This is a genomic window from Synechococcus sp. PCC 6717, from assembly GCF_022698185.1.
Taxonomy (GTDB): domain Bacteria; phylum Cyanobacteriota; class Cyanobacteriia; order Thermosynechococcales; family Thermosynechococcaceae; genus Thermosynechococcus; species Thermosynechococcus lividus.
On record NZ_JAKLTV010000001.1, the window covers coordinates 1 to 26,042 of the forward strand.

The following is a 26,042-nucleotide window of genomic DNA, read 5'->3' on the forward strand; positions in this document are numbered from 1 at the left end:
ACTTCTTTCTGAATACGGTTCTTGTTAGTAATGCTGGGGCAAATGGTACTGTTGATGTATCTGCAAGCCTCAGCGAAGCCCTGCAGAACTTGGTCTAGCTTGACAATTTGCTCTGCAGTGGGATTTAGTTGACAGACAATGGTCAGTATTTGCTGTGGCATGAGTTCATTTTATGCGCTTAAATGGTAATATGGCAACTGAAGTTGCTAAAGGAGCTTTCCTCCCTGTACTGAAGTACGGGGCTTCCAGCCCTAACCGTTGTGAAACAAGTAAGTTTATGGTAACCCGTACCTATCGCTCCACCCCTCACTGGCAACAGTGGGTCTTGTGGGTGACGCCGTCGTTGCGAGGATCGCGGCGGCAACCACGCACTGCGCGGCAGCGGCGTACATTCCTGTATCCGTTGGTGGGGCTAGGGGGAGCACTGTTGCTGTGGCAAACGGATAGTCAGCTCCTGCTGGCCACCCTCAGTGGTGTGGGAACCGTGTGGCTGTTAGCGCGCTGGCAGCGGGTGCTCTACGAGTACGCTCAACACCTAAAAACGCAAGTAGCTCAGGCTGCCCAACACCCCCTAGGGGCTACGGTGGCCGCTGGGGCGATCGCCTGCTTGGGCACCTACACCCTCACCCATCTCTGGCAGGGTGCAACGGATCATTGGTTGGTCATTGCCCTTGTCCTACAAGGCGCCCTCTTACTAGCGTTACTCACGGTGTTGATCTGGGTGGCGGCTCAGCAGCAACAGCAGCAATTGCAGCGCTGGCTCCAAGAGCTGAGTCATGCAAATCCCTTACACCGTCTCATCGCCATTCGACAGTTGAGCTGCTTGGTGGATCGCGGCGATCGCCAGTGTGCTCAGGAAGCCCTCTACTTGCTCCTCAACCAAGAAACAGAGCCTCTCGTGCGGCGAGCCGCGTTGTCCGTTTTAGACCAGCTTGATGACACCCCATAACCCCAACTGGCTAGAGCGGTGGTGTATTGCCCACCTCACTCGCGCCATTGCTCGGGTGATTGACGTCGTGCCACAGCGCCTAGATTACGAGGGCTTTGTTGCCATTAGCCAGCAGGTGAAGCAGGGGCGATCGCCCGCAGCGCAGCAGCAGGTCATTGCCGCTGTTTTTGCCCAAGTTATTCCCCCATGGATCAGTACCATTGTCCGCACCCTATTTCGGCCAACGCGCTGGGTGTGTGAAACCAATGCTTGGTTTGCCACCCGCCTCACGGGCTGGTTAGTTGGATCTAGCGATCGCTACTGGGTGGAGGTGCTCTCCCCCAATCAAACTCCCCAACGGCAACTCAGCGGCGTGCGGATTCAAAAGTGTTACTACCTCGCACAAGCAGAGTGCGCGGCATTGTGCATCAATCTGTGCAAGCACCCCACCGAGGAGTTTTTTCGCAACCAGTTGGGTCTTCCCCTCACCATGACCCCCAACTTTAGCGATTACAGTTGTGAAATGGTCTTTGGCACCCCGCTGACCCCCATCCCMCCCCCTGCCATTCCGCGCTGTTTTGAGCAGCCCCATCTTGACCCCTGCCCCCACGTTCTTGGTTCAACGCCGGGTGCGATCGCCAAAGAGGGCTAAATAATCTTGGCTTTCGGTGCCTAGCCAGCGATCCCAAAACGTAAAGTAAAGGCCATAGTTACAGTGAAATTGGCTGTGGTGCAAACTGTGGTGCGTCGCGCCAATGAACCACCGCCCCAGCCAGTGGGTAGCAAAGGAACGGGGATAGATCTCTAGATTCAAATGATTAATCACACTGGAAAGGGTCATCACGGTTAACTGCGCCACAATCGTGTAGGGATGCAGAGGCACCACCAAAATAACTGCGGGTAAAAACAGGGCTTGCAGCAGCGATTCCCACGGATGGAAGGCAAAGGCCGTCCACGGCGAAGCCACAATGCTGTGGTGATGTACCCGATGCACATGGCGATAAATACGGGGATGGTGCATCCAGCGGTGCAACCAATAGTAGTAGGTTTCGTGCAACAGTAAGACCACTAAGAGGCTAACGGGCACGTACAGGTAATCCCGCCAAGACTGGAGATCGACATAGATAGCGGTCCAGCCCTGCTGCCAAATCACCGCCGTCACTGCCCCCGCCAGTGCAAAAATAGCCGAGGTGAGGAGCGACCAACCAAATTCCTGGCAAAATTGCCAGCGGCGATAGGGACGCAAATTGACGCGCCGCCTCCTGAGCGGGGTGTAACCCGCTAGGCCATAAAACAATGAAAAGAGACCGGCAATGAGGATAAGACGGCTGACAATCATTAAAAACATGACCCCAACCATGATCACAAAGAGGGTGGGGTCACTTAAGTTATAGGGAATCATGGTGGCAGGTGATGCAGCTCAGCGCCTAGAGCCAGCCCAGCCAGTGCAGAAAACCTTCGCCCGTCCAATATTCCCACGCCAGCAGTGCCACTAAGCCAATCATTGCGGCTCGACCGTTCATCCGCTCAGCAAAGGTATTAAACCCATACTTAGGGGTTTCTAGCTTTGGCGATCGACTAGGCTGTGTTTGCGATGCCATACCTACTCCTCGTCGTCGGTATTTTCTTCACCCTCTGGGAAGTAAAAGCCTTTGGCACGCTCAGTCAAAATTGATTTACCAATCGACAAGGCGCGTTGTGCCTGAAGAGCGGCTTGACGTTTCCAAACAGCGCGGCGCATACTGCGCTTAGATTTCGAGGTTTTTTTCTTGGGGCAGGCCATGATGGTGTCTCGCCGAGTTCAACTTTCGCAATCTCTAACTATACTGCAAATATTGATCCGCAGCAAGTTTAAGGAGTGCTGGTACGGTGGATCCCCTGAACAGGTCTATGCAACTATTTACCCTAGCGGCTAACGTCAATCTTTACGATGCCCCGACGGGCGATCGCCTCGCCACCCAAGGGGCGGCGGCACGCTTTCTGTGGGCACCGGCTCTGCAACCTGCACAACCCACCGCCCGGCTCTATGTTCAACTAGCGGAGGATGAGTACTGGGGCTGGCTTGACCCATCTGACTACCCGAAGTTACAGCCGGCAACCACCCCCTATCAGCCCATCCCCTGCGATCGCGCCGCCGTTGTCAGTGCTATTGAAGCCATTATTGAGTTTTGCGAAGCAGCCCGCCGGGTGCCCCACGAATACCTATGGGGCGGGACAGTGGCTCCCCACTACGATTGTTCGGGCTTAATCCAGGCCAGCTTTGCCAGCCAAGGGATTTGGCTCCCGCGGGATGCCTACCAGCAGGAGGCCTTTACCACCCCCATCGCCCCCAGAGGCGCAACCATTGACGAAGTCTTACCCAAATTGGAGCGGGGCGATCTGATCTTCTTTGGCACCCAACAGAAGGCTACCCACGTTGCCCTGTACCTAGGGGAGGGGTACTACCTCCATAGCTCCGGTAAAGAGTGTGGCCGCAACGGCATTGGTGTTGATACCTTGCTCCCCAGTGCTGATCCGGTGGGTACCGCCTATCGGCAACAGTTCCGTGGGGCGGGGCGGGTGGAGTCGAGCTACCTGCCCATGCCCAACTTCTGCGCCTTTTGATAGACTTTGCCTTCCGTGAGGAGGGACGGCGCAATCACAATTTCCACCTGCTGCATTTCCCGCAGGTCTTTCGCCCCCAAAGTGCCCATACTCGTTTGCAGTGCCCCCAAGAAATTATGGGTACCATCATCAAGCTGGGCGGGACCGCGCAAAATTTGCTCTAGGGTGCCCGTTGTGCCCACATGAATACGGGTTCCCCGAGGTAGCACCGGACTTGGGGTGGCCATCCCCCAGTGATAGCCGCGACCGGGGGCTTCCTTAGCGCGGGCAAAGGGCGACCCCATCATCACGGCATCGGCACCACAGGCAATACACTTACAGACATCGCCCCCCGTCACTAAGCCGCCATCGGCAATGACTGCCACATAGCGTTGGCTTTCTTGGAAGTAGGCATCTCGCGCAGCTGCACACTCAGCGATCGCCGTCACTTGCGGTACCCCGACCCCCAAAACTCCGCGGGAGGTACACGCGGCTCCTGGCCCAATACCCACCAGAATAGCGGCAGCACCGCAGCGCATGAGGCTGAGCGCCACCTCGTAGGTCACACAGTTACCCAGAATCACAGGCATAGGCATCCGCTGGCAAAACGCTGCCAAATCTAGGGGTGCCACAGAGTCGGATGCCAGATGAAATGGTGACACTACCGTTGCCTGCACAAATACAAGATCGGCACCCGCCGCTGCCACCGTATCCCCGAAGCGACTGGCACCCGCAGGGGTTAAACTCACAGCAGCAATTCCCCCCTGCGACTTAATTTCGTGAATGCGCTGCTTAATGAGGTCTGGTTGAATGGGTTGAGCATAAAGTTGCTGCATCAGGGGGACAAATTCGTCCACACTGACACTGGTAATCTGCTCGAGAATTGGGGCTGGATCGGCATAGCGCGTTTGAACCCCCTCGAGGTTMAATACTCCCAACGCCCCCATCTGGCTGAGTTTGACCGCCATTGTGACATCCACAACCCCATCCATGGCACTGGCAATAATCGGAATCTCTCGCTCAAGGGTGCCCAGTCGCCAGCGAGTATCTGCGAGTTGGGGGTCTAGGGTACGACTGCCGGGAACCAACGCAATTTCATCAATACCGTAAGCGCGACGGGCGGTGCGGTGTCCCCCAAGTTGAATGGTCATGGTGTTCCTCGTAGGTGCATTAGGTGGATAAAACATAGTGGTGCAGCTATTGCCACAGCGCCTGTGACAATTTACAAAAATTTACAACTAATGTACCAGTAACCGCTACCCACTAGTTCACTGGTGGTTTGGGCGATCGCCGGATCGATTGAAACGATGCGGGGCGCGGTGGAGGCGCACCTAGCCGCTGCGGTCGTTGTGGGCGAGCACTCCCACCAGTTGCGGGACGGGGTTTGCGCTTCGGCTTCAGCTTGCGGGGGGGCAACACACCCACCACGGTGGCTTCATTGACCACTAGGGTGGTGCCTTCCCGCTGCACTTGAAAATCCCAAAAATAGCCCGGTGATTTCATAGAGACCGTCCCTTTAAGTTTGATCTTAAAGGCTTTGATTTTATCGCCACGGCGGCGCGGTAGTTGCTGCACTTTCACAACCACAAAGTTTTTGTCTTGGGAATTAAAAATAACTTCACCGCGCACCGAAAAATAGCCGTCACTAACACCGGGATCGCTATCGATCGTCTGCTCTTGCTGCAAGCGTTCAGGTTCCCACACACCGACCACCTGCAGATGCAACCTAACATCATTGTCCACCTCCCGGGTACGGGGATAGACCACCCACAGATGGGGCTCATTGAGATCAAGATATTTTTTAATCAGGTTCATCACCTGTCCCAACAGAACCGTCTCAATTTCGGCGCCGTCTTCCGTAATTAATACACCACGGTTAAATTCCGTTTCGCTAGCAGGGACATAGCGACCCCGCACAACGCCGATGGCGCGGTACTGCATGCGATCGCTGGGGGGGGGGATGGGTTGCGGGCGACGGAGGATGTCTCCCTTAGATGGTTCAGATGGGTCAGCCACACTCATCTCTGGCATCTCTGGCTTGGGGGGGGCTGGTTTTTTACTCCCTGAAGAGATACTGACAATTTCCGGGCGAGCTTTGGCTGGGGGTGTCAATTCTGGGTCTGTCGCGGTGGGCGGCGTGGCTTGGCTTTTGGGCAGACGGGGGCGCTTGGCCCGGGGTTCAGGAGTCATAGCGGTTCTCGCAAACGTTTCCGGTCATGAACAGTTCAGCCATATTCAGCAGGGAAATGGGACACGGCAATGCTAAACAGCGTACCCTCAATTATGCGATGCGACTTGGGAGCTAAGCAACATCATTCCTATTGCTGTCTTTAATGGGGGGCTTCGGCGTGAACGATCGCCCCAAAGTCACCAATCACAGCCGCACAGTTGCGCAATAGCCCCAGTAAGGCTAAACGATTGGCGCGCAGGTGATTCTCGTCTGCCATAACCAGCACGCTCTCATCACCATCAAAAAAGCGACTGACGATGGGGGTGAGGGTTTGTAGGGTGGTGACAATGTCGCTATAGGTGCGAGTTTGCTGTGCTTGCTTCACGGTGGGCAGTGCCGCTTTCAAAGCCGCATAAAACTCTTTTTCAATAGGAGCTTCGAGAAACTTAGCCTTGACCGCTCGCAAGTCCAACCGCTGTGGGTCTAAGTCTCCCTGCCGCGCCAAGCGAGCAGCGCGATTCACCGTAGGATAGATGGTTTGCAACTGGCCAGAATCACGCAACTGCTGTAAAAACCGCGCGCGATCGCCCGCGTCAAGGACATCGGCAAGGGCGCGGTTCTGAAGATCGGGCACATCGTCAGGACTAATGGCATTCACCAGATCGTAGTCAATCCCCTGCTCGTCCTGCAGGAGGGTGCGCAACCGTTGACTAAAAAACTGGCTAAGTTGGGCGTAGAGATCGTTGGGGGAGAGTTTAGCCTGAAATTGCTGGCAGAATTGCTGGCTGCCCTCCTGCAACAGTTCCAGCAGATTAAGGCGTAACCGTCCGTGCCACAGGATGGTAATGATGGCGTTGGCGGCTCGCCGCAGGGCAAAGGGATCCGACGACCCCGTAGGGCATAATCCCAACCCAAATAACGCAATCAGGGTATCTAGGCGATCGGCCAGACCAACCACCTGACCAGTGAGGGTCTGAGGGAGTTTATCCCCCGCAAAACGTGGTAAGTAATGCTCAAGGATGCCGGTGGCAACCGCTGGCGATTCCCCAGATACGGTGGCATAAACTTGACCCATATACCCCTGTAGCTCCGGGAACTCCCCCACCATCTGGGTGACCAGATCGGCTTTGCACAGATAGGCGGTTCGCTCAATCGCGGCGCGATCGGCAGCTGAACAATTGAGCGCCTTGGCAATGGTGGTGGCAAGGGCAGTGATTCGCTCTCCTTTGGCGGCCATAGATCCTAGCTCATCCTGGAACGTGACCGCTGCCAGTTTGGCTACATAGCTCTCTAGGGGCTGGGCTGTATCGGCATTATAGAAGAATTCTGCATCTGCAAGCCGAGCGCGGATCACCCGCTCATTGCCTGCGCGAATGAGGGGAGTGGCGGTGGGAGCGCCATTACTAATGGTGATAAAGGCAGGTAGCAGGGCTTGGCGTTGGTTATCGGTATAAACCGGAAAATACCGCTGGTGCGAGATCAACACCGTGGTGATCACCTCTAGGGGTAGCCCTAGAAATCGTGGCTCAAAGGCGCCTAGAACAGCTGTTGGCCACTCTACCAAGTGGGTGACCTCCTCTATCAGGGGAACCTCCAGATCTACCCAGCCCCCTACCTCCTTGGCTAGCTCATGAATTTGCTTGCGGATTGTTGCTTCACGGGCGCGGGGATCCACGAGCACCCCTGCGGTTTCTAGCGCTCTAGCGTAGTCCCTCCCATGGGACAGGGCAATCGTCTCTGAGGCTAGGACACGATGGCCATGGGTGTGGCGATCGCTGACAATGCAAACTGAATGGCTGTGCAACGTCAAGGGCAGCACCTGATCATCCCAGAGCAGCACTAACCAACGAATCGGGCGCGCAAATCGTAGGTCCCCATCTCCCCAGCGCATAAAACGAGGCCCGTCAAGAGTCTCTAGCCACTGCCGACTCAGGTGGCTCAACAGATCAGGCGTGGGTTGACCAGGGCGGACTTGCCGCAGATAGACCACGTCTCCCTTGGGGGTGGCTCGCACCTCAATCTCCTTCAGGTCTCCTTGGCGAGAGCGCAAGAAGCCGAGCAACGCAGGCGTGGGTTCGCCATCGCGAAAGGCAGCACTGGCAGCTGGCCCTTTGATCTCGAGGGACTGATCTGGCTGCTGGGCTGGTAGATCCTCAATGAGCACGGCTAGGCGACGAGGGGTGGCTAACACCTGAACCGTGCCACTAAGACCATGCTCCTGCAACGTTGCCGGAACGATCGCTTGCCACTGGGCGATCGCGCTCGCAACAAACCGAGCCGGTAAATCTTCCGTTCCCACCTCTAAAAGGAACGTATGCTGAGCAGACTTTGGCATGAACCTTGAATACGAGATGGATGAGCTTAGCGATTTGCGCGAGCATGAACGGCTTGCGCTTCGTCGGGATGAATTCCCAAGCGAGTGAGGTTAATGCGTCCTTTGTTATCAACTTCGCGAATTTTGACGACGATTTCATCGCCAACATTCACTTCATCCTCGACCTTGCCAACCCGATACTCGGCCAATTGGGAAATGTGGATCATGCCCTCTTTTCCGGGTAGAAACTCAACAAATGCGCCAATGGGGATAATCCGCGTCACTTTACCCAAATAGACATCCCCCGCATTGAGTTTACGGGTTAAGGCTTCAATGGCACTGCGAGCCTGCTTGGCATTTGCAGCATTGGGCGCACTAATGGTCACGATTCCGTCTTCGGCAATATCAATCTTGACTCCAAACTGCTCGGAAATGCCGCGCACTGTTTTCCCCCCAGGACCAATGACTAGGCCAATGGTATCGGCGGGGATCTGCAACGTCAGCAACCGTGGCACACTATCGCGCAACTCTAAGCGGTGGGTGCCAATAACCGCCAACATTTTTTCAAGAATATGCAGTCGGGCGGGTCGTGCCTGCTCAATCGCCTGCTTGATCACCGCCACGGGTAGGCCGGTAATTTTCATGTCCATTTGCAGGGCGGTGATGCCACTATCTGTCCCCGCAACTTTGAAGTCCATATCTCCAAGAAAATCCTCAATGCCCTGAATATCGGTGAGGATGCGAATTTCATCGCCTTCTTTAATCAGCCCCATCGCTGCGCCACTCACCGGTTTGCTAATGGGCACGCCGGTATCCATCAGCGAGAGGGTGGAGCCACAGACTGATGCCATGGAGGTGGAGCCATCGGAGGACAATACTTCCGACACAACACGGATGACGTAGGGAAACTGATCTTTAGGCGGTAGCACCGGCTCAAGGGCACGCTCTGCAAGGGCACCATGGCCAATCTCCCGTCGTCCGGGAGAGCGCAACGGCCTGACTTCCCCCACAGAATAGGGGGGAAAGTTGTAGTGGTGGAGGTAGCGCTTCGTGTCTTCGGGGTGGAGATCGTCGAGCGCTTGGGCATCTGCCGGGGAGCCAAGGGTGGTCACCGACAAGACTTGGGTTAGGCCACGGTTAAACAGGGCACTGCCATGGACGCGATCTGGCAGCACACCAACTTCGCACCAAATGGGTCGTACTTCGTCTAAACGGCGACCATCCACCCGCACGCCCTCGGTAATAATTTGCTGACGCATCAGTTTCTTGGTGACGGCCTTAAAGAGGGTGGCCAGGGCTTTAGGGTTGGCGGCGGCGGCAACAGCCACTGGATCCTCTGGGGGCAGATTGGCAATCTCTTGGGCGATCGCCCCTTGCACCTCATCTAGGGCAGCATCCCGAACATTTTTATCTTTCTCAAAGCGCTTGAGAATCGCCGTCACAGGATCAACGGCGCGTTCATAGATAAAGTTTTCTAGGGTGGGGTCAACCACTGGCGGCGGCGCTTGGACAATCTCTAGCCCTAGCTCTGTGAGCAGATCCCGCTGGGCTTGGATGAGGTCTTGGATGACTTCATAGCCAAAATCAATGGCCTCGACCATATCGGCTTCAGGGAGTTGGTTGGCGCCGGCTTCGACCATCMCCACMCCGTCAGGCGTACCTGCCACGACTAAATCAAGGCCACCGCGTTCAATTTCTTGGTAGGTGGGGTTAATAATAAATTCATCCCCGACCAGTCCCACCCGAACCGCCGCCATCGGGCCATGAAAGGGAATTTGCGCCAGCAACACGGCGATGGAGGCACCGGTGACTGCCAACACATCAGGGGGCACATTTTCATCGAGGGACACCGTAGTCGCAACCACCTGCAAATCATCCCGCAACCACTGGGGAAAGAGGGGCCGCAAGGGACGGTCGATGAGGCGACCAATGAGAATTGCTTTTTCGGGGGGGCGACCTTCACGCCGTAAAAAACCGCCAGGAATGCGACCAGCGGCATAAAGACGCTCTTCGTAGTCCACGACAAGGGGGAGAAAATCGATACCTTCGCGGGCACCGGCGCGATTGGCTGTCACGAGAACTGCTGTTTCACCGGAGCTGATGAGAATTGAACCCGCTGCCTGGGGTGCAAATTTTTTCAGTACAACCTTAATATCCCTGCCATCTAGGGGGATAATCTTTTCCAGACCATTCATTTGTGCTCTATTCTGTCCTTTTATTTCTTCTTCTTTACTAGGATAGCTGCTTCTGCTCCTAATCCGCTGTCTCAATGCTCGAGGATCAAGCGGCTGCCGCAAAGAGCAGCAAGGCTGGGGGTGGCAGTCCAATTCTGGGTCAGCAGTATTTGCAGCAACTGCGCCGATCGCTGGCTGGCGGCTTCTGGGCTGAGACCTAAGTAAAAACTAGCGGTGTGATGGCTATCGGTATTCAGGGTTTGCAGCAAGTCATCGGCATAGTGCAATGCTTTTTGGAGTTGGGTTTGCAGATTTGTCCACACATCCAAATTGCGGAGGTTGCTCAGGGTTTCAGCGACAACATCTTGGCGGTGTTGCAGAAAAATGGTGCGCCCTTGCAGTTCAACAGGTAAATCGGCAAAGAGAATCACTGGCCCGTAGCCAATGATATGCACGGTCTCCATCCATTTGGTTTGGGGCAGGAGTAATTCCCGCACAATGTGGCAGGCTAAGGCTGTAATGATCAGCCCTTGACTGTGAGCCACTAGGTATAATTCAGCACCGGCTTGTAGCCCTTTGACAATTTCGTAGGCGAGGCGCAGGGTGGGACGGGGTGCCCCTGCCGGGAATACGCCGTAGAGGTATTGGGCAAAATCACTCCAGCCAAGGCGCTGTAAAAAGGGTAACGCTAAAAGGCTGCTGATGGCGGCGGGGGTCTCAGGGGTCAGGGGACGGTGTTGCACCTCCTTGGGCTGGGCGATCGCCAACATATCTGCATCATCACCCAGTTCTTTGGTGATGAGTTGTTCAAGGAGTTTGGCATAGGCACGCCGGCGATCGCCGGCACGGTCGTTGTTTTCTACTGTTGGCCAAAAATGGTAGAGTTCTGCTTTGCCCAGCAAACTTTCCAACAGATCGGCTTGGAGACCGTGGGTTTGGTTATGGATACCGCGAATCTCAAGGGGATGGGCAGCCGTTAACTCCGCAAGGCGATTGAGATCCCGCTGTTGCTTGGCGCGATCGCTACTCACGCCATTCACATGCAGTAAGCGGCGGCGGGCAGCGAATGGAGGCAGAGGATTGGGAACAAGAATAGTGCCGTCAAGGAGAGGTTCCATTGAACACGAATACTGCTAATTGGTTTGTTACTTGTCTAGATTTTGGGTCAAGGTTTTGTCAAAAATGAGACGAATGAGATAACTATCATCGGTTCTGAAGAGTCAGGCGTAATTGCTCTAGCCCCCATCCATTTGGGAAGATCTGCCCCATCGGTTAACGCTCGATGAGCCACGGCGGCGTGTTGAGCACACAGAAGCACGGATCTTGGGCTAGCCACTGGGATCCCACCTGATGGAGCGCCGCCATCACCGGCTGAAGCTGCTGTCCTTTGGGGGTTAGGGAATATTCCACCCGAGGCGGCACCTCCGCATAGACCCGTCGTTCCACTAGGCCATGGGCTTCCAGTTCCCGCAAACGCTGGGTCAAGGTCTTAGTGCTCACTCCCGGTAGCGCTGCCAACAGCTCGTGGGTGCGGCGATCGCCCTCAAATAGCTCCCGTAACAGCAAAATTGACCACTTATTGCCCAACAAATCCACCACAAACTGAATCGGACATTGGACATCAATACACGCCTTCGCCATTGACATCTGCCATTTAGATCGATCCTACTCCTTCACAGCCCCGCCGAGAACACCCCCATTGTCGGCATTCTCATTGTCGGCATTCTAGACACTGCCATGAGGGATTTTGACAGGTTGACACAAAACTCAATATTTCTTAAGAATGTCCTCTGGTCAAGCTATCTGGGTAATGCTTTACTCCAAGTTCCTATAGGGATAGCGCGGTAACTGCCTTGTGAGAACTCATCGCTTCAGGGAAAGATGTTGCACAGTATCGATAGCAACACGCACAGTTATGGTCAGTACCTCCTCTGCTGAAGCAGCCAGTCTGCGGCCAGGAATTAAAGCACCAGCTCAAGAAACCCTTTTAACGCCTCGCTTTTATACCACCGATTTTGATGCCGTTGCTCAGATGGATTTGTCTGGGCATGAGGATGAAATTGAGTCGGTATTGGCCGAACTGCGAGCCGACTACAACCGCTATCACTTCGTGCGCAATGCGGAGTTTGATCAATGCTGGGATAGCATCGATGGCGAAACCCGGCAGGCCTTCATTGACTTCCTAGAGCGCTCCTGTACGTCTGAATTTTCAGGGTTCTTGCTGTTCAAAGAACTGTCTCGCAAACTCAAGGGGCGTAACCCTGTTCTGTCGGAAGCCTTTGCACTTCTTGCCCGTGATGAAGCCCGCCATGCTGGCTTTCTCAACAAAGCCATGGCTGACTTTGGTCTATCCCTCGATTTGGGCTATCTGACCAAAAACCGCACCTATACGTTCTTCCCACCAGAATGGGTTATCTACACGGTTTACCTATCCGAGAAAATTGGATATTGGCGCTACATTCTAATCTATCGCCATCTGGAACAGCATCCTGAACATCGCATCTACCCGCTGTTCAAGTACTTTGAAAGCTGGTGCCAAGACGAAAACCGTCACGGTGACTTCTTCAAGGTCTTACTGCGATCGCAACCCAAACTGTGGAATACTTTGGGCGGTCGCCTCTGGGCTCGGTTCTTCCTGCTTACCGTTTTTGTCACCCATACCTTGACGGTGCTGGAACGGGCAACGTTCTACGAGTCCATTGGGTTAGATCCGGATCAATTCAATAAAGACGTCATCCGCAATACCAACGAAACGGCTCGGCGTGCCTTTCCCTGTATTCTCAACACCGACCATCCTACCTTTTTCCCGCGCCTGAACACCTGCGCGATCGCGAACCAGCATCTAGCCGAGATTGCCAGCACCCAGCGTCCTGCTGTAATCAAGCTGATCCAGAAACTGCCATGGATGGCAGTCATTATCTGGCAAATGCTGTGCCTCTATCTAATTCCGTCTGTGAACGCTGAACAATCACGAGAAACTGTTCGTTAGGAGAGTCTCCATGAGTTCATTGTCTGCTCGCCTCCGCGAAGGAACCCAGCAGTCCCATACGGCGGCTGAAAATACGGCCTTTATGAAGTGTTTTTTGAAAGGGATTGTGGAACCGGAGCCATTGCGCAAACTCTTTGCAAATTTATACTTTGTTTACAGCACCTTGGAAGACCTCTTCCGCCAATATATTGATCATCCTGTCGTTGGGGCGATGTATTTCCCGGAGTTAAACCGAGCGGAACAACTGGCTAAGGATTTGTCCTATTACTATGGCCCCCAGTGGCGCGATCAAATTACCCCATCTCCCGCCGGCCAAGCCTACTGCGATCGCCTGCGTCTGCTGGCGGAGGTTGACCCACTGTTGCTCATTGCCCATGCCTATACCCGCTACATGGGCGATCTATCGGGGGGGCAGGCTCTAAAGCGGATCATTCGCTCGGCGCTCAACCTACCCGACGGTGTGGGAACTCAGATGTATGAATTTCCAGCATTGCCAACCGCCGAAGCCCGACAAGCCATGAAGGAACAGTATCGCCAAACCCTTGATTCTCTGCCCATTGATGAGGATACGGTGGAACGGATGATTGCCGCCGCTAATGATGCCTTTATGCTCAACCGCAACATCATGCACGAGCTGGAAGAGGATGTAAAGGCCGCCATCGGGGAGCATACCTTTCACCTGCTCACGCGCCACGATCGCCCCGGCAGCACCACGCCCCATGCCCAAGGGGGCGATCGCGAACTCGTCCTAGGCTAGGCATTGGCGCTTGGGGAATCCGCTCTTTGAAGGTTCAGCGCTTGAAATCCCAGCGTCAGGTGATACAGCACTCGACATGTGCTGGGGTAGCTTGGGACTGTTCCGACTCGATTGATCTGCTCATCCATTTTGCTCATCCATTTGACGTATGAAACCTAGCCATCATGAAACCGCTTTCTCAGACCGTTGAATTTGATGCGGCTCTGCTTAACAAATACAATCAGCCACTGCCGCGCTACACGAGCTATCCTCCTGCAACAGAGCTATCTCCCGATTTTGATACAACCTCATTTCGAGCGGCGATCGCTCTGGGAAACTATAAGAAAACACCCCTATCCCTCTATTGCCACATTCCCTTTTGCGAAACCGCCTGCTATTTCTGCGGCTGCAATACCATCGTGACACCGCGTAAGGGCATTGCTACACCCTATGTCGATTACTTGGGGCGCCATATTCGTCAGATAGCGCCCCTGATCTCTCGCGATCGCCGGGTGCATCAACTCCACTGGGGCGGCGGTACGCCTAATTATCTAAATATCCATCAGGTTGACTATCTATGGGAACAGATTTCCCAGCAGTTTACCTTTGATGACAGAGCCGAAATTTCCATTGAGATTAACCCTCGAGATGGCGATCGCCAGTATCTCAATCATCTGCGGCAGCTTGGATTTAATCGCATTAGCTTTGGCATCCAAGACTTTAACCCCACGGTACAGGCAGCGATCAACCGGATACAACCAGAATCAATGCTGTTTAATGTGATGGACTGGATCCGGGAGGCGGGCTTTAAGAGTGTCAATGTGGATCTGATCTATGGATTGCCCTACCAAACTGTGGATAGCTTCCGGGAAACAGTAGAAAAAACCCTAGCGCTCAACCCCGATCGCATCGCGGTGTTTAACTTTGCCTATATTCCCTGGATGAAGCCGATTCAAAAGCGCATGCCCGCATCAGAAATGCCCAGCAGTGCGGAAAAGCTCCAAATCCTTCAGCAAACCATCGCCCAGTTAACCGATGCAGGCTATGTATTTATCGGCATGGATCACTTTGCCAAGCCCAACGACGAACTGGCGATCGCCCAGCAGACCGGCAAACTCCATCGCAACTTCCAAGGTTACACCACCCAGCCCGAGTCTGACCTAGTTGGATTTGGCATAACCTCCATCAGCATGGTGCAGGATGTCTATGTCCAAAACCATAAGCGCATTGGGGATTTCTACCGAGCTTTAGATACCAACCAGCTTCCTATCGAGCGCGGCGTGCGGCTCAGCCAAGATGATCTGATTCGTCGAACGGTGATCATGGAACTGATGTGTCAGTTCCAACTCTCGGTGCAGGATCTAGAAGCCAAGTATCACCTCGGGTTTGACCTCGACTTCAACGACTACTTTGCCCCCGTCTTGCCCCAGCTCGATGCCCTAGAAGCCGATGGATTGCTGAAGCGCTCGCGGGATGGCATCGAAGTAACCCCCAGTGGCCGCCTGCTGATTCGCAACATTGCTGCTGTATTTGATGCCTACTTGGGCGATCGCACCGGCAACGTATTCTCCAAATCTATATAGATTGATATAGATTGATTATGACCACTAGTGCACCAAGTCAACCCACTCGCTATCCCCTCAACTGGCTGATTGTCTTCTTCTTCACCGCTGTCCATGCCTTAGCCATGCTGGCTCCTTGGTTTTTCTCTTGGTCGGCCTTGGGGGTGATGCTCCTGCTCCATTGGCTGTTTGGCAGCATTGGCATCTGCTTGGGCTACCATCGCCTGCTCAGCCACCGCAGCTTTCAGGTTCCCCGCTGGCTGGAATATGCGATCGCCCTAGTGGGGGCAATGGCTCTACAGGGCGGGCCGATCTTCTGGGTGGCCGGCCATCGACTACACCACGCCCATACGGAGGATGTGGAGCAGGATCCCTACTCCGCTAAGCGTGGCTTTTGGTGGAGCCACATGCTGTGGATGATCTATCCCCATCCCGACTACTTCAACTACGATCGCTACCAAAAATTTGCGCCTGACCTAGTTCGCCAAGGCTTCTACCGCTGGCTCAACCGCTACTTCATTCTGCTGCAACTGCCCCTCGCGATCGCCCTGTATGCCCTAGGCGGCTGGCCCTTCGTCATCTACGGTGTTTTCCTGCGGTCAGTGTTGCTGTGGCATAGCACTTGGTTGATCAACTCCGTCACCCATATGTGGGGGTATCGCACCTTTCACATCAACGATAATTCCCGTAACCTATGGTGGGCTGCGATTTTGACCTATGGCGAGGGCTGGCACAATAACCACCACGCCTATCCCCATGTGGCGAAGGCAGGCTGGCGGTGGTGGGAGATTGATGTCACTTGGTGGGCTATCTGGATATTGAAAACCCTAGGGCTAGCCCGGAACGTCGTAATGCCAACGGCGACGGCTCTCGCCCTCGCTGCGCAACCGGTGCGGCGATCGCCCTAAATCGCCAAACCAAATCTATTCGAGGGATAGGAAAGGGCTTATCCCTTTCAGGGCGGCTCAAGTCTTCGAAATATGAAGCAACCCCCCACCCAYCCCCACATCAACCGCCGCTGTGGGGTTAGGCATAGCCATGGGTTTGGAGGAAGGGGATATCAATGGTTGAATCGGTTGCGGGTGCCGCTGATCGCCCCAAGAGTTTATGGGTATATTTCCCAAGGAGATCGGCTTCTAAGTTCACGGCATCCCCAATCTGAAGAAACTGGAGGGTTGTTTCCCGATAGGTATGGGGAATAACCGCCACCGTAAATTCATCCCCCAGTTCATTACAGGCAGCCACCGTCAAGCTAATGCCATTGATGGCAATACTGCCCTTGGGAATGATGTAGGTAGCCACCGCTAGGGGTGCGGCAACGGTCAGCTCCCAACTCTCACCAGTGGGGGCGATCGCCCTCAGAGAGCCCACCCCATCCACGTGACCGGTTACAAAATGCCCACCCAGTTTATCCCCAACCCGCAATGCTGGCTCTAAATTTACCGCCGCACCTTGCTGGGCTTTTTCCCCTAGGGTCGTGCGCTGGAGCGTCTCTGGAGAGACACTCACCCGAAAGCTACTGCGATCAAAGGTTTCCACCGTCAGGCACACCCCATCCACGGCAATACTATCGCCAATAGCCATCTCCTTGAGAAACGGTGCCATCGCCGCAGTAATGAGCAACTGGTGCTCGGAGTGCCACTGCACCTGTCCAACCGCTTGAATAATGCCTGTAAACATCAGCAACCCTTAGAGAGTTCGTAGATAGCGTAGGGAGCCACTCGAGTTTCATCGAGCTAGGCCTCCCTTGGTGCGAGGGGTGTGTAGAGCTAGACTGTCATAATATCTTTTTCTTTTTCTGCGAGCAGGGCATCTACTTTGCTGATGTACTTATCGGTTAACTTCTGAAGCTTATCCTGTAGATCCTTGACTTGATCTTCAGACAGCTCACCTGCTTTCCCTTGTTTTTTCACCTGATCGATAGCATCGCGGCGGATATTGCGAATCGCAACTTTACCATTTTCAGCAATTTTGGCGGCTGTTTTCACTAATTCTTTGCGGCGCTCGGTAGTGAGGGGGGGAATATTTAAGCGCACACTGGTGCCGTCATTGTTGGGGGTTAAACCCAGATCCGACAGTTGAATCGCTTTTTCAACAGCGGCAAGGCTGGAGCGATCGTAGGGCTGAATGAGAATCGTTGTTGCATCGGGGGTGGAAATAGTAGCTAAGGAGCGCAGGGGCGTTTCAGTGCCGTAGTAATCCACCATCACCCGGTCTAGTAAGGCCGCATTGGCGCGACCCGTGCGGATACTATTAAAGTCGTGCTGGGTTGCTTCCACGGATTTTTGCATCCGCTCTTCGACATCAGCTAATTTCACAGGAGCCTCCAACCATCGTACCAATGGGTTCCCCAGTCAACGCACGGTAGATATTGCCCGCCGTTTCTAAGCTAAACACAATGATGGGGATATCATTATCTTTACACAGGGCGATCGCCGTACTGTCCATGACCGCCAAGTTATGGGTCAGGGCGTGGGTGTAGGTTAACGTTCGATAGCGTCGGGCATTTGGGTTTTCTTGAGGGTCGGCATCATAGACCCCATCTACCTTGGTTGCTTTGAAAATGACTTCGGCATCAATTTCTGCGGCTCGCAGCGCAGCGGTAGTATCCGTGGTAAAAAAGGGATTCCCAGAGCCAGCGCCAAAGATCACCACACGGCCTTTTTCCAGATGGCGGATAGCGCGGCGACGAATGTAAGGTTCGGCAATCTCCTGCATCGCGATCGCCGTCTGTACCCGGGTGGGCACATTCATTTGTTCAAGGGCATCCTGCAGGGTCATGGCATTCATCACTGTGGCAATCATGCCAATGTAGTCCGCCGTTGCTCGATCCATGCCAGCGGCAGCCCCCTTCATCCCCCGAAAGATGTTGCCACCGCCCACAACAATAGCTGTTTGTACCCCTGCTTGAACCACTTGGGCAATTTCACTGGCAAAGGCCTGAACTACTTTCGGGTCAATACCGTAGTTGAGGCCACCCATGAGGGCTTCACCGCTCAATTTGAGCAAGACGCGGCGGTAGTTAGGACTCATGGCAAAGACTGTCGCACTCCAATAGCTCCCCATCAACCATAGCAGGTTCAGTTACCGCCGCAGTAGCCTACACAGAGGGATAGCTTGGTAGCCCCGTACTTTAGTACGGGGAGGAAAAGCTACCTAGCAACTTTAGTTGCTCTGTGCTAATCTATACTTAATCGCCATCCTTGGTGAAAAACCCAATCGGCGACAGTTGTTACAAGTAAGCAGAACTTTGGGGCTTTGCCTCAAGGAACTGTGTAGGGGCGGTTTGCTCACGCCTTTACGAGTTCGTTTGTGGACTGCGTAAGAATCCCCCGACTTTAGTCGGTGGGAGTGTCAAGGTTGCCATTCTCAGCGGAGGCGTTCCTAAAAATTGTCTGGAAAAGCAATGGGGTTGGCCGCCGCCTGTAACCGCCGCTGCACCTGTACCAGATGGGGGCTATAAAGGGGCAGCGGTTCCGTAAGCTGATGGGGGCGCAAACCCTGCTCAAGAACGTAGGCGGCCACCGTGCCTGTGCCAGCCCCCACCGACCACTCGTAGGGGTGCACCCGATAGGCCGCAGCCGCAATATGGCTGGTGGCAATATTTTTGCCGGTCACCAGTAAATTATTGATGCGGGGGGGAATCAATGCTCGCAAGGGCACTTGGAACGGATAGGTTTGACCAGCCCCTTGACGTTCTCGCGGGCGTTCAATATTACCTGCAGCTTCTGGGGGGTGTTGCAGCATACAGGGATGAAAATCAATGGGATAGTAGCCAATGCCAATACTGTCGGGATAAAGTCGCGCCCGACGCCGCCATTGCATCTGACTCAGGGGAAGCACACCGCGAGCAACCGCCAGTCCCTGCAACCCACCCATGCGAATCGCTAGTTGTTGGAACTGCTCTGCACCGAGAGTCTGGGGATAGTAAGGATCTTGCCAGTAGGGCTTTGCAGAAATATCAATCTCATCAATACTAAACCCCGCTGGCCAGCCCCCCTGATAGCGACCCACCAACCGTCGCCCTTCGCGAATATAGGGGAATTTAGACAGGCCATGAGCCGTGCCCATCGGCGAATCATACCCCTGTAGATAGCGCAGATAGGGGTTGGGTTGCTTGATGTTATCCCCTAAGACTGCATCGGTGGTGCCAGTGGCCAGCCAGTAAAAGTAATTCCGTGCCAGTTCTTCTGCTGCCGCTAAGCCAGCAATCCGCCAGCCTCCCTGCCAGCGTCGGGGTTGGAGTTGACCACTGGCCAGCAGTTGCGATCGCGTCAACAATAAATTATCCATCGCCGTTCCTGGGCCGTAGTCATTGCCCCGCTCCCAGTTTTGCATCGAAATATCCCCCACACTGACTTGTCGGGAGCCTTGAGCGGGCTGAGCACTAAAAATGCGCCGATAGGTGAGCACCAATACTGGCTCTTGGCCAAAACGCAAATGGGCATAGCTGTAAAAGGGGGCAAAGCGATCGTAACTGGCGGGACGGCGATAGGTTTGAGGCTCAGCCATGACCTCAAGGGCAAAGGTATAGGTAATGGCTTGGGGGCAGTAGGGATAGGGAACAGGACTAGAGGCGGACGGGTTGTCCACGCTCACAGGATCAATCCCCAAGCGATAGGGGAGATCCGCCAAGGCCAGCACCTCTCCTGTTTCAGTGGCTTCAATCACCATCCAGTCGCCCGCGGTGGGGGGCTGAAAATTGAGAATGGTTTTGCTCAACCGTGGTGAGTCTTGATCGCTGTAAATGTCTGCCAGAGTTTGGGAGAGGGGGTCGGTATTTAGCGGTGGGGCTTGGGGGGCACGTCGGTGTTGAATGCCGCGCACATGGCGGATGAGTTGCCCGGGTTGCTGTGGATCGTCTGCGGGGGTGATCTCCTGCACCACTGTATTGAGAAACACCTTGAGGGTGCCCCGCCCCTGAGCCGCCATTTCTTGCAGCAGGTCACTCACAAGGGTTGCCCCCACTGCTGGCAGAAAGCAAACCTCACTGACCCAGCAATCTCCCGGGCGGTTTTGGGCAATGATGCGGCGACGGAGTTGGCTATAGCCAGCGGGAAACCACCACTGTTGTCGCTGGCGCAGTTGTTCATCGAGGGCAGAGGTGCCCTGGGCTGACAGTTGCCCCCCCAACCAATCGGTGATTTCGGTAAGGCAAACAGTTTTGCCGTAGCGTAATCCTTCGTAAGCAGTGGCCACGCCAGCTAAGCCACCGCCAATCACTAAAATGTCGCACTCAACGGTTTGGGGAGCGGCAAGGGCACGCTGGTTAGACAGCGGGGCGATCGCCACCAAGCAACCCATTAACCACCCATAGCAAGTCCGCATGGGGCAAGTTCTCCCGACGTGACTCTCGCAACGACTGTGCCAGCCAGCACCGCAAGTTTGCCCCTAGGCATGGGGGTAGAACTTAACGGCGCGGTCGTGCCAATTTCTGTACTATACTTAGACCCGTAAGCCATGTCACTCATCAGCGTTAGGAACGAGCGTCAGGAAACTAATCGCATGAATGAATTTGAAACATCGCCAGCCACGGAAACAACCCATACAGAAGCCTCCGTTCTTGAGGTGGACACAACTCCAGCCGGCAGTTTAGCTGGACGTGAACCCGCAACACCCGCCCCTACGGTGGGAGGGTTAACCGATGAGCAGTGGCAACAAGCCCGCGAAAAGCTGTACTGGGTGCTGACGGTCTTTCCCGATCAGGTGAGTACATTTTTGGGAGAGTACAAGCAACCCCTACGGACGCTGCTGATTATTTTGGCAACGGTTCCCTTTGTGGCACTGGCGATCGCGATTTTGGAAGTTGTGAATGCTATTCCCCTGTTGGCACCCACCTGCCAACTCATTGGCTTTGGCTACGGCACTTGGTTCCTGTATCGCTATGTCTTGTTTGATTCAGGACGGCGAGAATTGACTCAAAAGGTCAATGATTATAAGGCACGTATTCTCGGGGATACCACATCTACCCCTTCATAAGCGATGCGGCTGCACTACCTGCAACATGTGCCCTTTGAACCCCCCGCTCACATTACAGCGTGGGCACACTCACGGGGACATCACTGGCAGGGTACCCATCTTTACGCTGGTGAAACCCTCCCCACGCTTGCAGACATCGATGCCTTGATTGTTATGGGTGGGTCGATGGGGGTCAATGACGAAGCAGTTTATCCTTGGTTACGGGCAGAAAAAGCATTTCTAAGGGCGGCGATCGCCCACGGGATGCCAATTCTGGGTATTTGCCTAGGGGCACAACTCCTAGCCCAGGTGCTCGGGGCTAGCGTTACCGCCGGTATTGCCAAAGAAATTGGGTGGTATCCTATTAACCTCACCCCTGCCGCCCAACAGCACCCATGGTTTCAGGCGTGGCCATCTTCCCTCACCGTTTTTCATTGGCATGGCGATACCTTTAGCTTGCCGTCGGGAGCGATCCCCCTAGCCACCAGTGCTGTCTGCCAGCAGCAAGGCTTCCTTTGGGGCGATCGCGTCTTGGGATTGCAATTTCACCTTGAAGTGACCCCGGCCACCATTGCGGATCTCATCCACCACTGTGGCACTGAGTTAGGCTCCGGGGCTTACACTCAATCGGCGGCTGACATAGTGGCGAAGGCTGGGCAAACCCAAGTACTGATCCCCTACTTAGAGCAATTGCTGGATCGGTGGCTGACTGGGATGGTCTAAACCTGCTGCAAAACTGCCGCTGACTGGTAGGATGATCCCAAGACAAACCGAGATAACAACGTGAACCGTCTTCAAACCACTTTTAGTATCGAAGGCTTTCAGCGGCAAATTCACAGTGCGCCAGTCCCTGTCATTGTCCATTTTTGGGCACCCTGGTGCGGCCTGTGCCGCCTCATTGATCCCCTCTTGGATCAACTGGAGCAGTCCTTACCGCAGCGGTTACAGGTGCTCAAAATCAATGCCGATGAGCATTTTGCCCTAAGCCGCCATTTTCAACTCACGACCTTACCCACCCTGCTATTTTTTGAGCGCGGCGAGCTAGTACAGCGGTTTGACCCAGCACTAGTGAAGGGAGATTTTCGCCAAGCTCTGCAGCAGGTGCTTTGCCGTTCCTTTCCATCGCTGCTGGCAGCGGAGTCCCGCTCATAAACCGTAGGGTAGCACTGCAATGGCTTGGCTGCGTCGCCTGAATCACTTTTTAGAACGCCGCTGGGTTACACCTGCCTATGGCGGTGGGCTGCTGCTGGGGATGACTCTCTTTTTATTTGCGGCGGCAGTGAACTCCATGGCCGGTTGGCTATACGTCATTACTGGTATTATTTTGGGGTTATTAATTGTTGCTGCGATTCTGCCGCCGCGACATCTGCGAGGGATAGTTTTAGAGCGCGCACCTGTAACGCCTGTGCACGCGGGCGATCGCCTGCGGTTGCATCTTTATGTAACCAATGCCACCACCTCCCCCCGAAATAGCCTTCAGGTGATTGATCGGCTGCCCCGTGCCCTCTGGTCACCGACCCAAAGCCAACCGCCGCAGCAGGCCATTGCCGAAATTTTGCCCCACCACACCTACGACTGGCAGTACGACCTCATCCCACACCGGCGGGGGGKTTACGATTGGCAGTGGGTCTCCCTGCGAACGGCCTCGCCCTTGGGTCTATTTTGGTGTCAACGGCAGGTGAGTGTGCCAAGCCAACTGGTGGTTTATCCCCAAGTACTGCAACTACACCACTGTCCCCTGCTGGATCAACTGGGTCAAGAACTGTCCCAAGACTGGCGCGATCGCCAACACCATCTCCACGTTGCCCAAGAGGGTATTACCCGCTCCCTGAGACCCTACCGCTGGGGCGATCCGTTGCGCTTAGTCCATTGGCGCACGAGTGCCCGCTACGGCGAACTGCGGGTGCGGGAGTTCGACACCTTCAGCGGTGGCAATGCCATCACCATTGCCCTTGATACAACCCCCCGCTGGCAGGAGGAGGATTTTGAACAGGCCGTGATTGCCGCAGCCAGCCTCTACGTGTATAGCCAGCAACAGCAAATTCCCGTGCAATTTTGGAGTGCTGCCACGGGGATGGTGCACGGACAAGCAGCGGTTCTGCGCACCTTAGCGGACATTCAACCCCAGGCCACGGTTGCCCCCTACCCCATTGATCCGATTCTTTGGCTAACGTCTGAATCCTCGACCCTAGACCAGTTACCCCCCGGTAGTGTCACCCTACTGTGGAGATCACAAGCGCCACCCCGTCAACCAGGAATCCTGTGCATCCATGGCGATCGCCCCCTTAGCCTCCAGCTCCAAGCTAGCCTCAGTACTCGCTAAGTGCTACTGTGACGGTTCTGATTACGGGAATTGGTCTATTGACTACCCTTGGTGAAAACGCCCCCCAAACGTGGCAGCGGTATCTTCAGGGGGAAACCGGCTTACAGCCAAAAGGCTTACCAACCGGAACCGTAGGCGTTATCGGCACAACGACCCAACCCTTAGAGATAATTCTGAGCCAAACCGTTGCTGAAGCACTAGCGGATGCAGGTTTAGCCGCGCCTCTGGTGGATGGGGGGGTCGTCGTTGGCTCCAGTCGAAGTTTTCAAGCCCAGTGGGAAGCATGGCTGCGCTCAGAGGAACCATCGCTACCTCTGAATCACTGGCTAGAGCGGTTACCAGCAGCAGTATCCCAGCAGGTGGCTCAACAGGCTGGCATCGTTGGTCCGGTGTTGAATCCGACGGCGGCCTGCGCCACGGGGATTTGGGCGATCGCCCAAGGGGCAATGCTGATCCAGCAGGGGCAGTGCGACGTTGTGCTCGCAGGGGCAGTAGAGTCGCCCCTGTCACCCCTGACGTTTGCTGGCTTTCAGCGGTTGGGGGTGTTAGCCTCTGAGCGGGTGGCGCCCTTCGATCGCGATCGCCAAGGGTTGGGGCTGGCGGCGGGTGGAGCCATTCTAGTGCTGGAGTCGGAGCGCCATAGCCGCTCTCGCCAAGTTCAGCCCTATGGTGCCATTGCTGGGGTCGGTCTCACCGCCGATGCCGAACAGATCGCTGCGCCAAGTTTACGCCAAGAAGGGGCGATCGCCGCCATTCAAAAGGCTCTGCATCAGAGCCAATGCACCCCTGCAGAGATTGACTATATCCATAGCCATGGCACCGGCACCCGGCTAAATGATGCAGCAGAAGCGGCCTGGATCCAAAAACTGTTTGGGTTCCATACCCCCGTTACCAGCAGCAAAGGGGCGGTTGGCCATACCCTTGGGGCAGCAGGGGCGATCGCCACCGCCCTATCCTGTTTATCCCTGAAAGACCAGCACATTCCCCCCTGTGTAGGCTGTCAGCACCCTGCCTTTGACCTCGATATTGTCCTGAAGGCACGGGCTGCTCACCTGCGGCGGATTCTCTGCTGTAGTTATGGCTTTGGCGGCCAGAATGCAGTGCTGGTGCTGGCAGCTCCCTAAAATGTCCCCTAACTAGCAAGGTACTCATGAATATCGCTCCGGCGCTTGCGCAGCTTACTGAGGGCTTCCCGCTCAATTTGCCGCACCCGCTCCCGGCTAATGTTTAACAACTCACCCACCTTGGCAAGGGTCAGGGGTTGCCCATCTTCTAGGCCAAACCGCAGGGAGAGCACTTGGCGTTGCTGCGGGGTTAAGTCCGCCATCAGCCGCTCTAAATCACTGCGCAAGGACGACTGAGCCGTAAACTCTTCCGGCGAAATCGAGGTATCCTCCAGCAGTTCGCCCAGTTCAGTATCTTGGTTGTCCCCCACCCGCACATCCAACGACAAGGGCTGCCGCGCCCGCTCCAGATACTCCCGCACTTGAGCTGGGGTGAGTTCCAGTTCTGCTGCCAGTTCGTTAATGGTGGCGGCTCGTCCTAGCCGCTGGGAGAGTTGGCGTTGCGCCTTCTTGATTTTGTTGAGCTTCTCGGTAATGTGAATGGGGAGCCGAATGGTGCGCCCCTTCTCAGCGATCGCCCGCGTAATAGCTTGGCGAATCCACCAGTACGCATAGGTAGAAAAGCGATACCCCTTCGTCGGATCAAACTTTTCCACCCCCCGCTGCATCCCAATCGTGCCCTCTTGAATCAGATCCAGCAGATCTACATTGCGCTTAATATACTTCTTGGCCACCGACACCACTAGGCGCAGATTGGCTTCCACCATCTTGCGCTTAGCCCGCTCGCCCATCTCAATAGCGCTCTCTAGCTCCGCTGGGTTGATATTAGCGGCAGTTGCCCACTCCTGTAGAGTTGGTTCACGCTTGAGGTCAGTGGCAAGCTGTTCGCGCAGCTCATTGAGTAGGGCAAGGTGCTGTACCTGTTTACCATAGATAACTTCTTGCTCGTGGGTTAGTAACGGTACACGACCAATCTCCCGCAGATAAGTACGTACCAAGTCTTTTGAAGTCTCCATAGTCACCATCGCTCGATATGAAGGTTGACAGCAGTTAGTCGTTGAAATGCTTTTGATATTGGTTCTTTAGGGTAGTACGGACAAACTCTCCTGCTAAAGGGTGCAGTCAAACCAGTGGTGCTTTAACAGCTTTTTAGCAGATGTATTAGATATATTAAGAATCTTAACATTTCTAAATCTGTTAATCGGAATACTAACATTGCCCTTTGGGGGTTTTTAATCTTT

General features: G+C 54.8%; 26 protein-coding genes. 12 read left to right on the forward strand and 14 right to left on the reverse strand.

Features of this window, described 5'->3' with window-relative positions:
• The first annotated feature begins 277 nt into the window (after positions 1-277).
• Together L5470_RS00005 and L5470_RS00010 are read left to right on the forward strand one after the other, a co-directional pair.
• Positions 278-949 carry a hypothetical protein gene (locus tag L5470_RS00005; RefSeq protein ID WP_499497360.1) on the forward strand — a complete coding sequence of 224 codons (672 nt, stop codon included), beginning with the start codon at positions 278-280 and terminating at the stop codon, positions 947-949.
• On the forward strand, positions 936-1,580 hold the full coding sequence (locus L5470_RS00010) for a DUF4033 domain-containing protein (protein ID WP_099798712.1): 645 nt from the start codon (positions 936-938) through the stop codon (positions 1,578-1,580). The genes L5470_RS00005 and L5470_RS00010 overlap by 14 nt, the downstream gene beginning before the upstream one ends.
• Here the strand turns inward: L5470_RS00010 and L5470_RS00015 are convergent.
• Genes L5470_RS00015 through L5470_RS00025 form a run of 3 tightly spaced genes read right to left on the reverse strand, consistent with a single transcriptional unit; the run spans position 1,548 to position 2,711 of the window.
• The gene (locus L5470_RS00015) at positions 1,548-2,330 is read right to left on the reverse strand and encodes a sterol desaturase family protein (protein WP_099798713.1); all 783 of its coding nucleotides are present in this window, start codon (positions 2,328-2,330) and stop codon (positions 1,548-1,550) included. The two genes, L5470_RS00010 and L5470_RS00015, sit on opposite strands and share 33 nt — an antisense overlap.
• A gap of 25 nt (positions 2,331-2,355) precedes the next feature.
• Positions 2,356-2,529 (reverse strand): CAB/ELIP/HLIP family chlorophyll-binding protein, encoded by a 174-nt coding sequence (locus L5470_RS00020; RefSeq protein WP_099798714.1) that lies wholly within the window; start codon positions 2,527-2,529, stop codon positions 2,356-2,358.
• 2 nt (positions 2,530-2,531) lie between these two features.
• Positions 2,532-2,711, reverse strand: coding sequence for a 50S ribosomal protein L32 (locus tag L5470_RS00025; protein WP_099798715.1), 180 nt, complete (start codon positions 2,709-2,711; stop codon positions 2,532-2,534).
• A 107-nt stretch (positions 2,712-2,818) separates the two neighbouring features.
• On the opposite strand from L5470_RS00025, the gene L5470_RS00030 reads away from it, so the two are divergent.
• On the forward strand, positions 2,819-3,532 hold the full coding sequence (locus L5470_RS00030) for a C40 family peptidase (RefSeq protein ID WP_499497364.1): 714 nt from the start codon (positions 2,819-2,821) through the stop codon (positions 3,530-3,532).
• Here L5470_RS00030 and L5470_RS00035 read toward each other — a convergent pair.
• The 6 genes from L5470_RS00035 to L5470_RS00060 all read right to left on the reverse strand — a co-directional run bounded on the left by L5470_RS00035 (position 3,499) and on the right by L5470_RS00060 (position 11,810).
• Positions 3,499-4,662: a GuaB3 family IMP dehydrogenase-related protein gene (locus tag L5470_RS00035; RefSeq protein WP_499497366.1), complete on the reverse strand. Its 1,164-nt coding sequence runs from the start codon at positions 4,660-4,662 to the stop codon at positions 3,499-3,501. The genes L5470_RS00030 and L5470_RS00035 overlap by 34 nt on opposite strands.
• A gap of 112 nt (positions 4,663-4,774) precedes the next feature.
• On the reverse strand, positions 4,775-5,701 hold the full coding sequence (patR, locus tag L5470_RS00040) for a heterocyst master regulator PatR (protein ID WP_499497368.1): 927 nt from the start codon (positions 5,699-5,701) through the stop codon (positions 4,775-4,777).
• 140 nt (positions 5,702-5,841) lie between these two features.
• Complete coding sequence (gene glyS, locus L5470_RS00045) at positions 5,842-8,016, reverse strand: glycine--tRNA ligase subunit beta (protein WP_499497370.1); 2,175 nt, start codon at positions 8,014-8,016, stop codon at positions 5,842-5,844.
• Between the two features lie 26 nt (positions 8,017-8,042).
• Entirely contained in the window at positions 8,043-10,190 is a 2,148-nt protein-coding gene (locus L5470_RS00050; protein WP_499497372.1) for a polyribonucleotide nucleotidyltransferase, read from the reverse strand.
• A 71-nt stretch (positions 10,191-10,261) separates the two neighbouring features.
• On the reverse strand, positions 10,262-11,287 hold the full coding sequence (locus tag L5470_RS00055; RefSeq protein WP_499497374.1) for a hypothetical protein: 1,026 nt from the start codon (positions 11,285-11,287) through the stop codon (positions 10,262-10,264).
• Positions 11,288-11,441: 154 nt separating this feature from the next.
• On the reverse strand, positions 11,442-11,810 hold the full coding sequence (locus tag L5470_RS00060; protein ID WP_499497376.1) for a winged helix-turn-helix transcriptional regulator: 369 nt from the start codon (positions 11,808-11,810) through the stop codon (positions 11,442-11,444).
• A gap of 274 nt (positions 11,811-12,084) precedes the next feature.
• On the opposite strand from L5470_RS00060, the gene acsF reads away from it, so the two are divergent.
• From acsF to L5470_RS00080, 4 genes are all read left to right on the forward strand, one after another.
• On the forward strand, positions 12,085-13,158 hold the full coding sequence (acsF, locus tag L5470_RS00065) for a magnesium-protoporphyrin IX monomethyl ester (oxidative) cyclase (RefSeq protein ID WP_499497378.1): 1,074 nt from the start codon (positions 12,085-12,087) through the stop codon (positions 13,156-13,158).
• A gap of 10 nt (positions 13,159-13,168) precedes the next feature.
• Positions 13,169-13,915 (forward strand): biliverdin-producing heme oxygenase, encoded by a 747-nt coding sequence (locus L5470_RS00070; protein WP_448527161.1) that lies wholly within the window; start codon positions 13,169-13,171, stop codon positions 13,913-13,915.
• Between the two features lie 164 nt (positions 13,916-14,079).
• On the forward strand, positions 14,080-15,477 hold the full coding sequence (hemN, locus tag L5470_RS00075; protein ID WP_499497380.1) for an oxygen-independent coproporphyrinogen III oxidase: 1,398 nt from the start codon (positions 14,080-14,082) through the stop codon (positions 15,475-15,477).
• 17 nt (positions 15,478-15,494) lie between these two features.
• The gene (locus L5470_RS00080) at positions 15,495-16,364 is read left to right on the forward strand and encodes an acyl-CoA desaturase (protein ID WP_499497382.1); all 870 of its coding nucleotides are present in this window, start codon (positions 15,495-15,497) and stop codon (positions 16,362-16,364) included.
• Between the two features lie 118 nt (positions 16,365-16,482).
• Here L5470_RS00080 and L5470_RS00085 read toward each other — a convergent pair whose 3' ends face one another.
• The 4 genes from L5470_RS00085 to L5470_RS00100 form a co-directional block, all read right to left on the reverse strand.
• Positions 16,483-17,136, reverse strand: a complete 654-nt coding sequence (locus L5470_RS00085) for a riboflavin synthase (protein ID WP_099798724.1) — start codon at positions 17,134-17,136, stop codon at positions 16,483-16,485.
• Between the two features lie 89 nt (positions 17,137-17,225).
• On the reverse strand, positions 17,226-17,774 hold the full coding sequence (gene frr / locus L5470_RS00090; protein WP_099798726.1) for a ribosome recycling factor: 549 nt from the start codon (positions 17,772-17,774) through the stop codon (positions 17,226-17,228).
• On the reverse strand, positions 17,761-18,489 hold the full coding sequence (pyrH, locus tag L5470_RS00095; RefSeq protein WP_448514898.1) for a UMP kinase: 729 nt from the start codon (positions 18,487-18,489) through the stop codon (positions 17,761-17,763). Before pyrH ends, frr begins: the two co-directional genes overlap by 14 nt.
• A 351-nt stretch (positions 18,490-18,840) precedes the next feature.
• Entirely contained in the window at positions 18,841-20,784 is a 1,944-nt protein-coding gene (locus L5470_RS00100) for an FAD-dependent oxidoreductase (protein ID WP_499497385.1), read from the reverse strand.
• A gap of 177 nt (positions 20,785-20,961) precedes the next feature.
• Here L5470_RS00100 and L5470_RS00105 point away from each other — a divergent pair, with 177 nt between their 5' ends.
• Genes L5470_RS00105 through L5470_RS00125 form a run of 5 tightly spaced genes read left to right on the forward strand, consistent with a single transcriptional unit; the run spans position 20,962 to position 24,861 of the window.
• Positions 20,962-21,435: a CAAD domain-containing protein gene (locus L5470_RS00105; protein WP_099798728.1), complete on the forward strand. Its 474-nt coding sequence runs from the start codon at positions 20,962-20,964 to the stop codon at positions 21,433-21,435.
• Positions 21,436-21,438: 3 nt separating this feature from the next.
• A complete protein-coding gene (locus tag L5470_RS00110) occupies positions 21,439-22,137 on the forward strand; it encodes a type 1 glutamine amidotransferase (RefSeq protein WP_499497388.1) in 699 nt (232 codons plus the stop codon).
• Positions 22,138-22,197: 60 nt separating this feature from the next.
• A complete protein-coding gene (locus L5470_RS00115; protein WP_099798730.1) occupies positions 22,198-22,566 on the forward strand; it encodes a thioredoxin family protein in 369 nt (122 codons plus the stop codon).
• A 19-nt stretch (positions 22,567-22,585) separates the two neighbouring features.
• Positions 22,586-23,737, forward strand: coding sequence for a DUF58 domain-containing protein (locus L5470_RS00120; protein ID WP_499497390.1), 1,152 nt, complete (start codon positions 22,586-22,588; stop codon positions 23,735-23,737).
• Between the two features lie 8 nt (positions 23,738-23,745).
• Positions 23,746-24,861, forward strand: a complete 1,116-nt coding sequence (locus L5470_RS00125) for a beta-ketoacyl-ACP synthase (protein ID WP_499497392.1) — start codon at positions 23,746-23,748, stop codon at positions 24,859-24,861.
• Positions 24,862-24,869: 8 nt separating this feature from the next.
• On the opposite strand, the gene L5470_RS00130 is transcribed toward L5470_RS00125, so the two are convergent.
• The gene (locus L5470_RS00130; RefSeq protein ID WP_198406195.1) at positions 24,870-25,826 is read right to left on the reverse strand and encodes an RNA polymerase sigma factor, RpoD/SigA family; all 957 of its coding nucleotides are present in this window, start codon (positions 25,824-25,826) and stop codon (positions 24,870-24,872) included.
• Between the last annotated feature and the right edge of the window lie 216 nt (positions 25,827-26,042).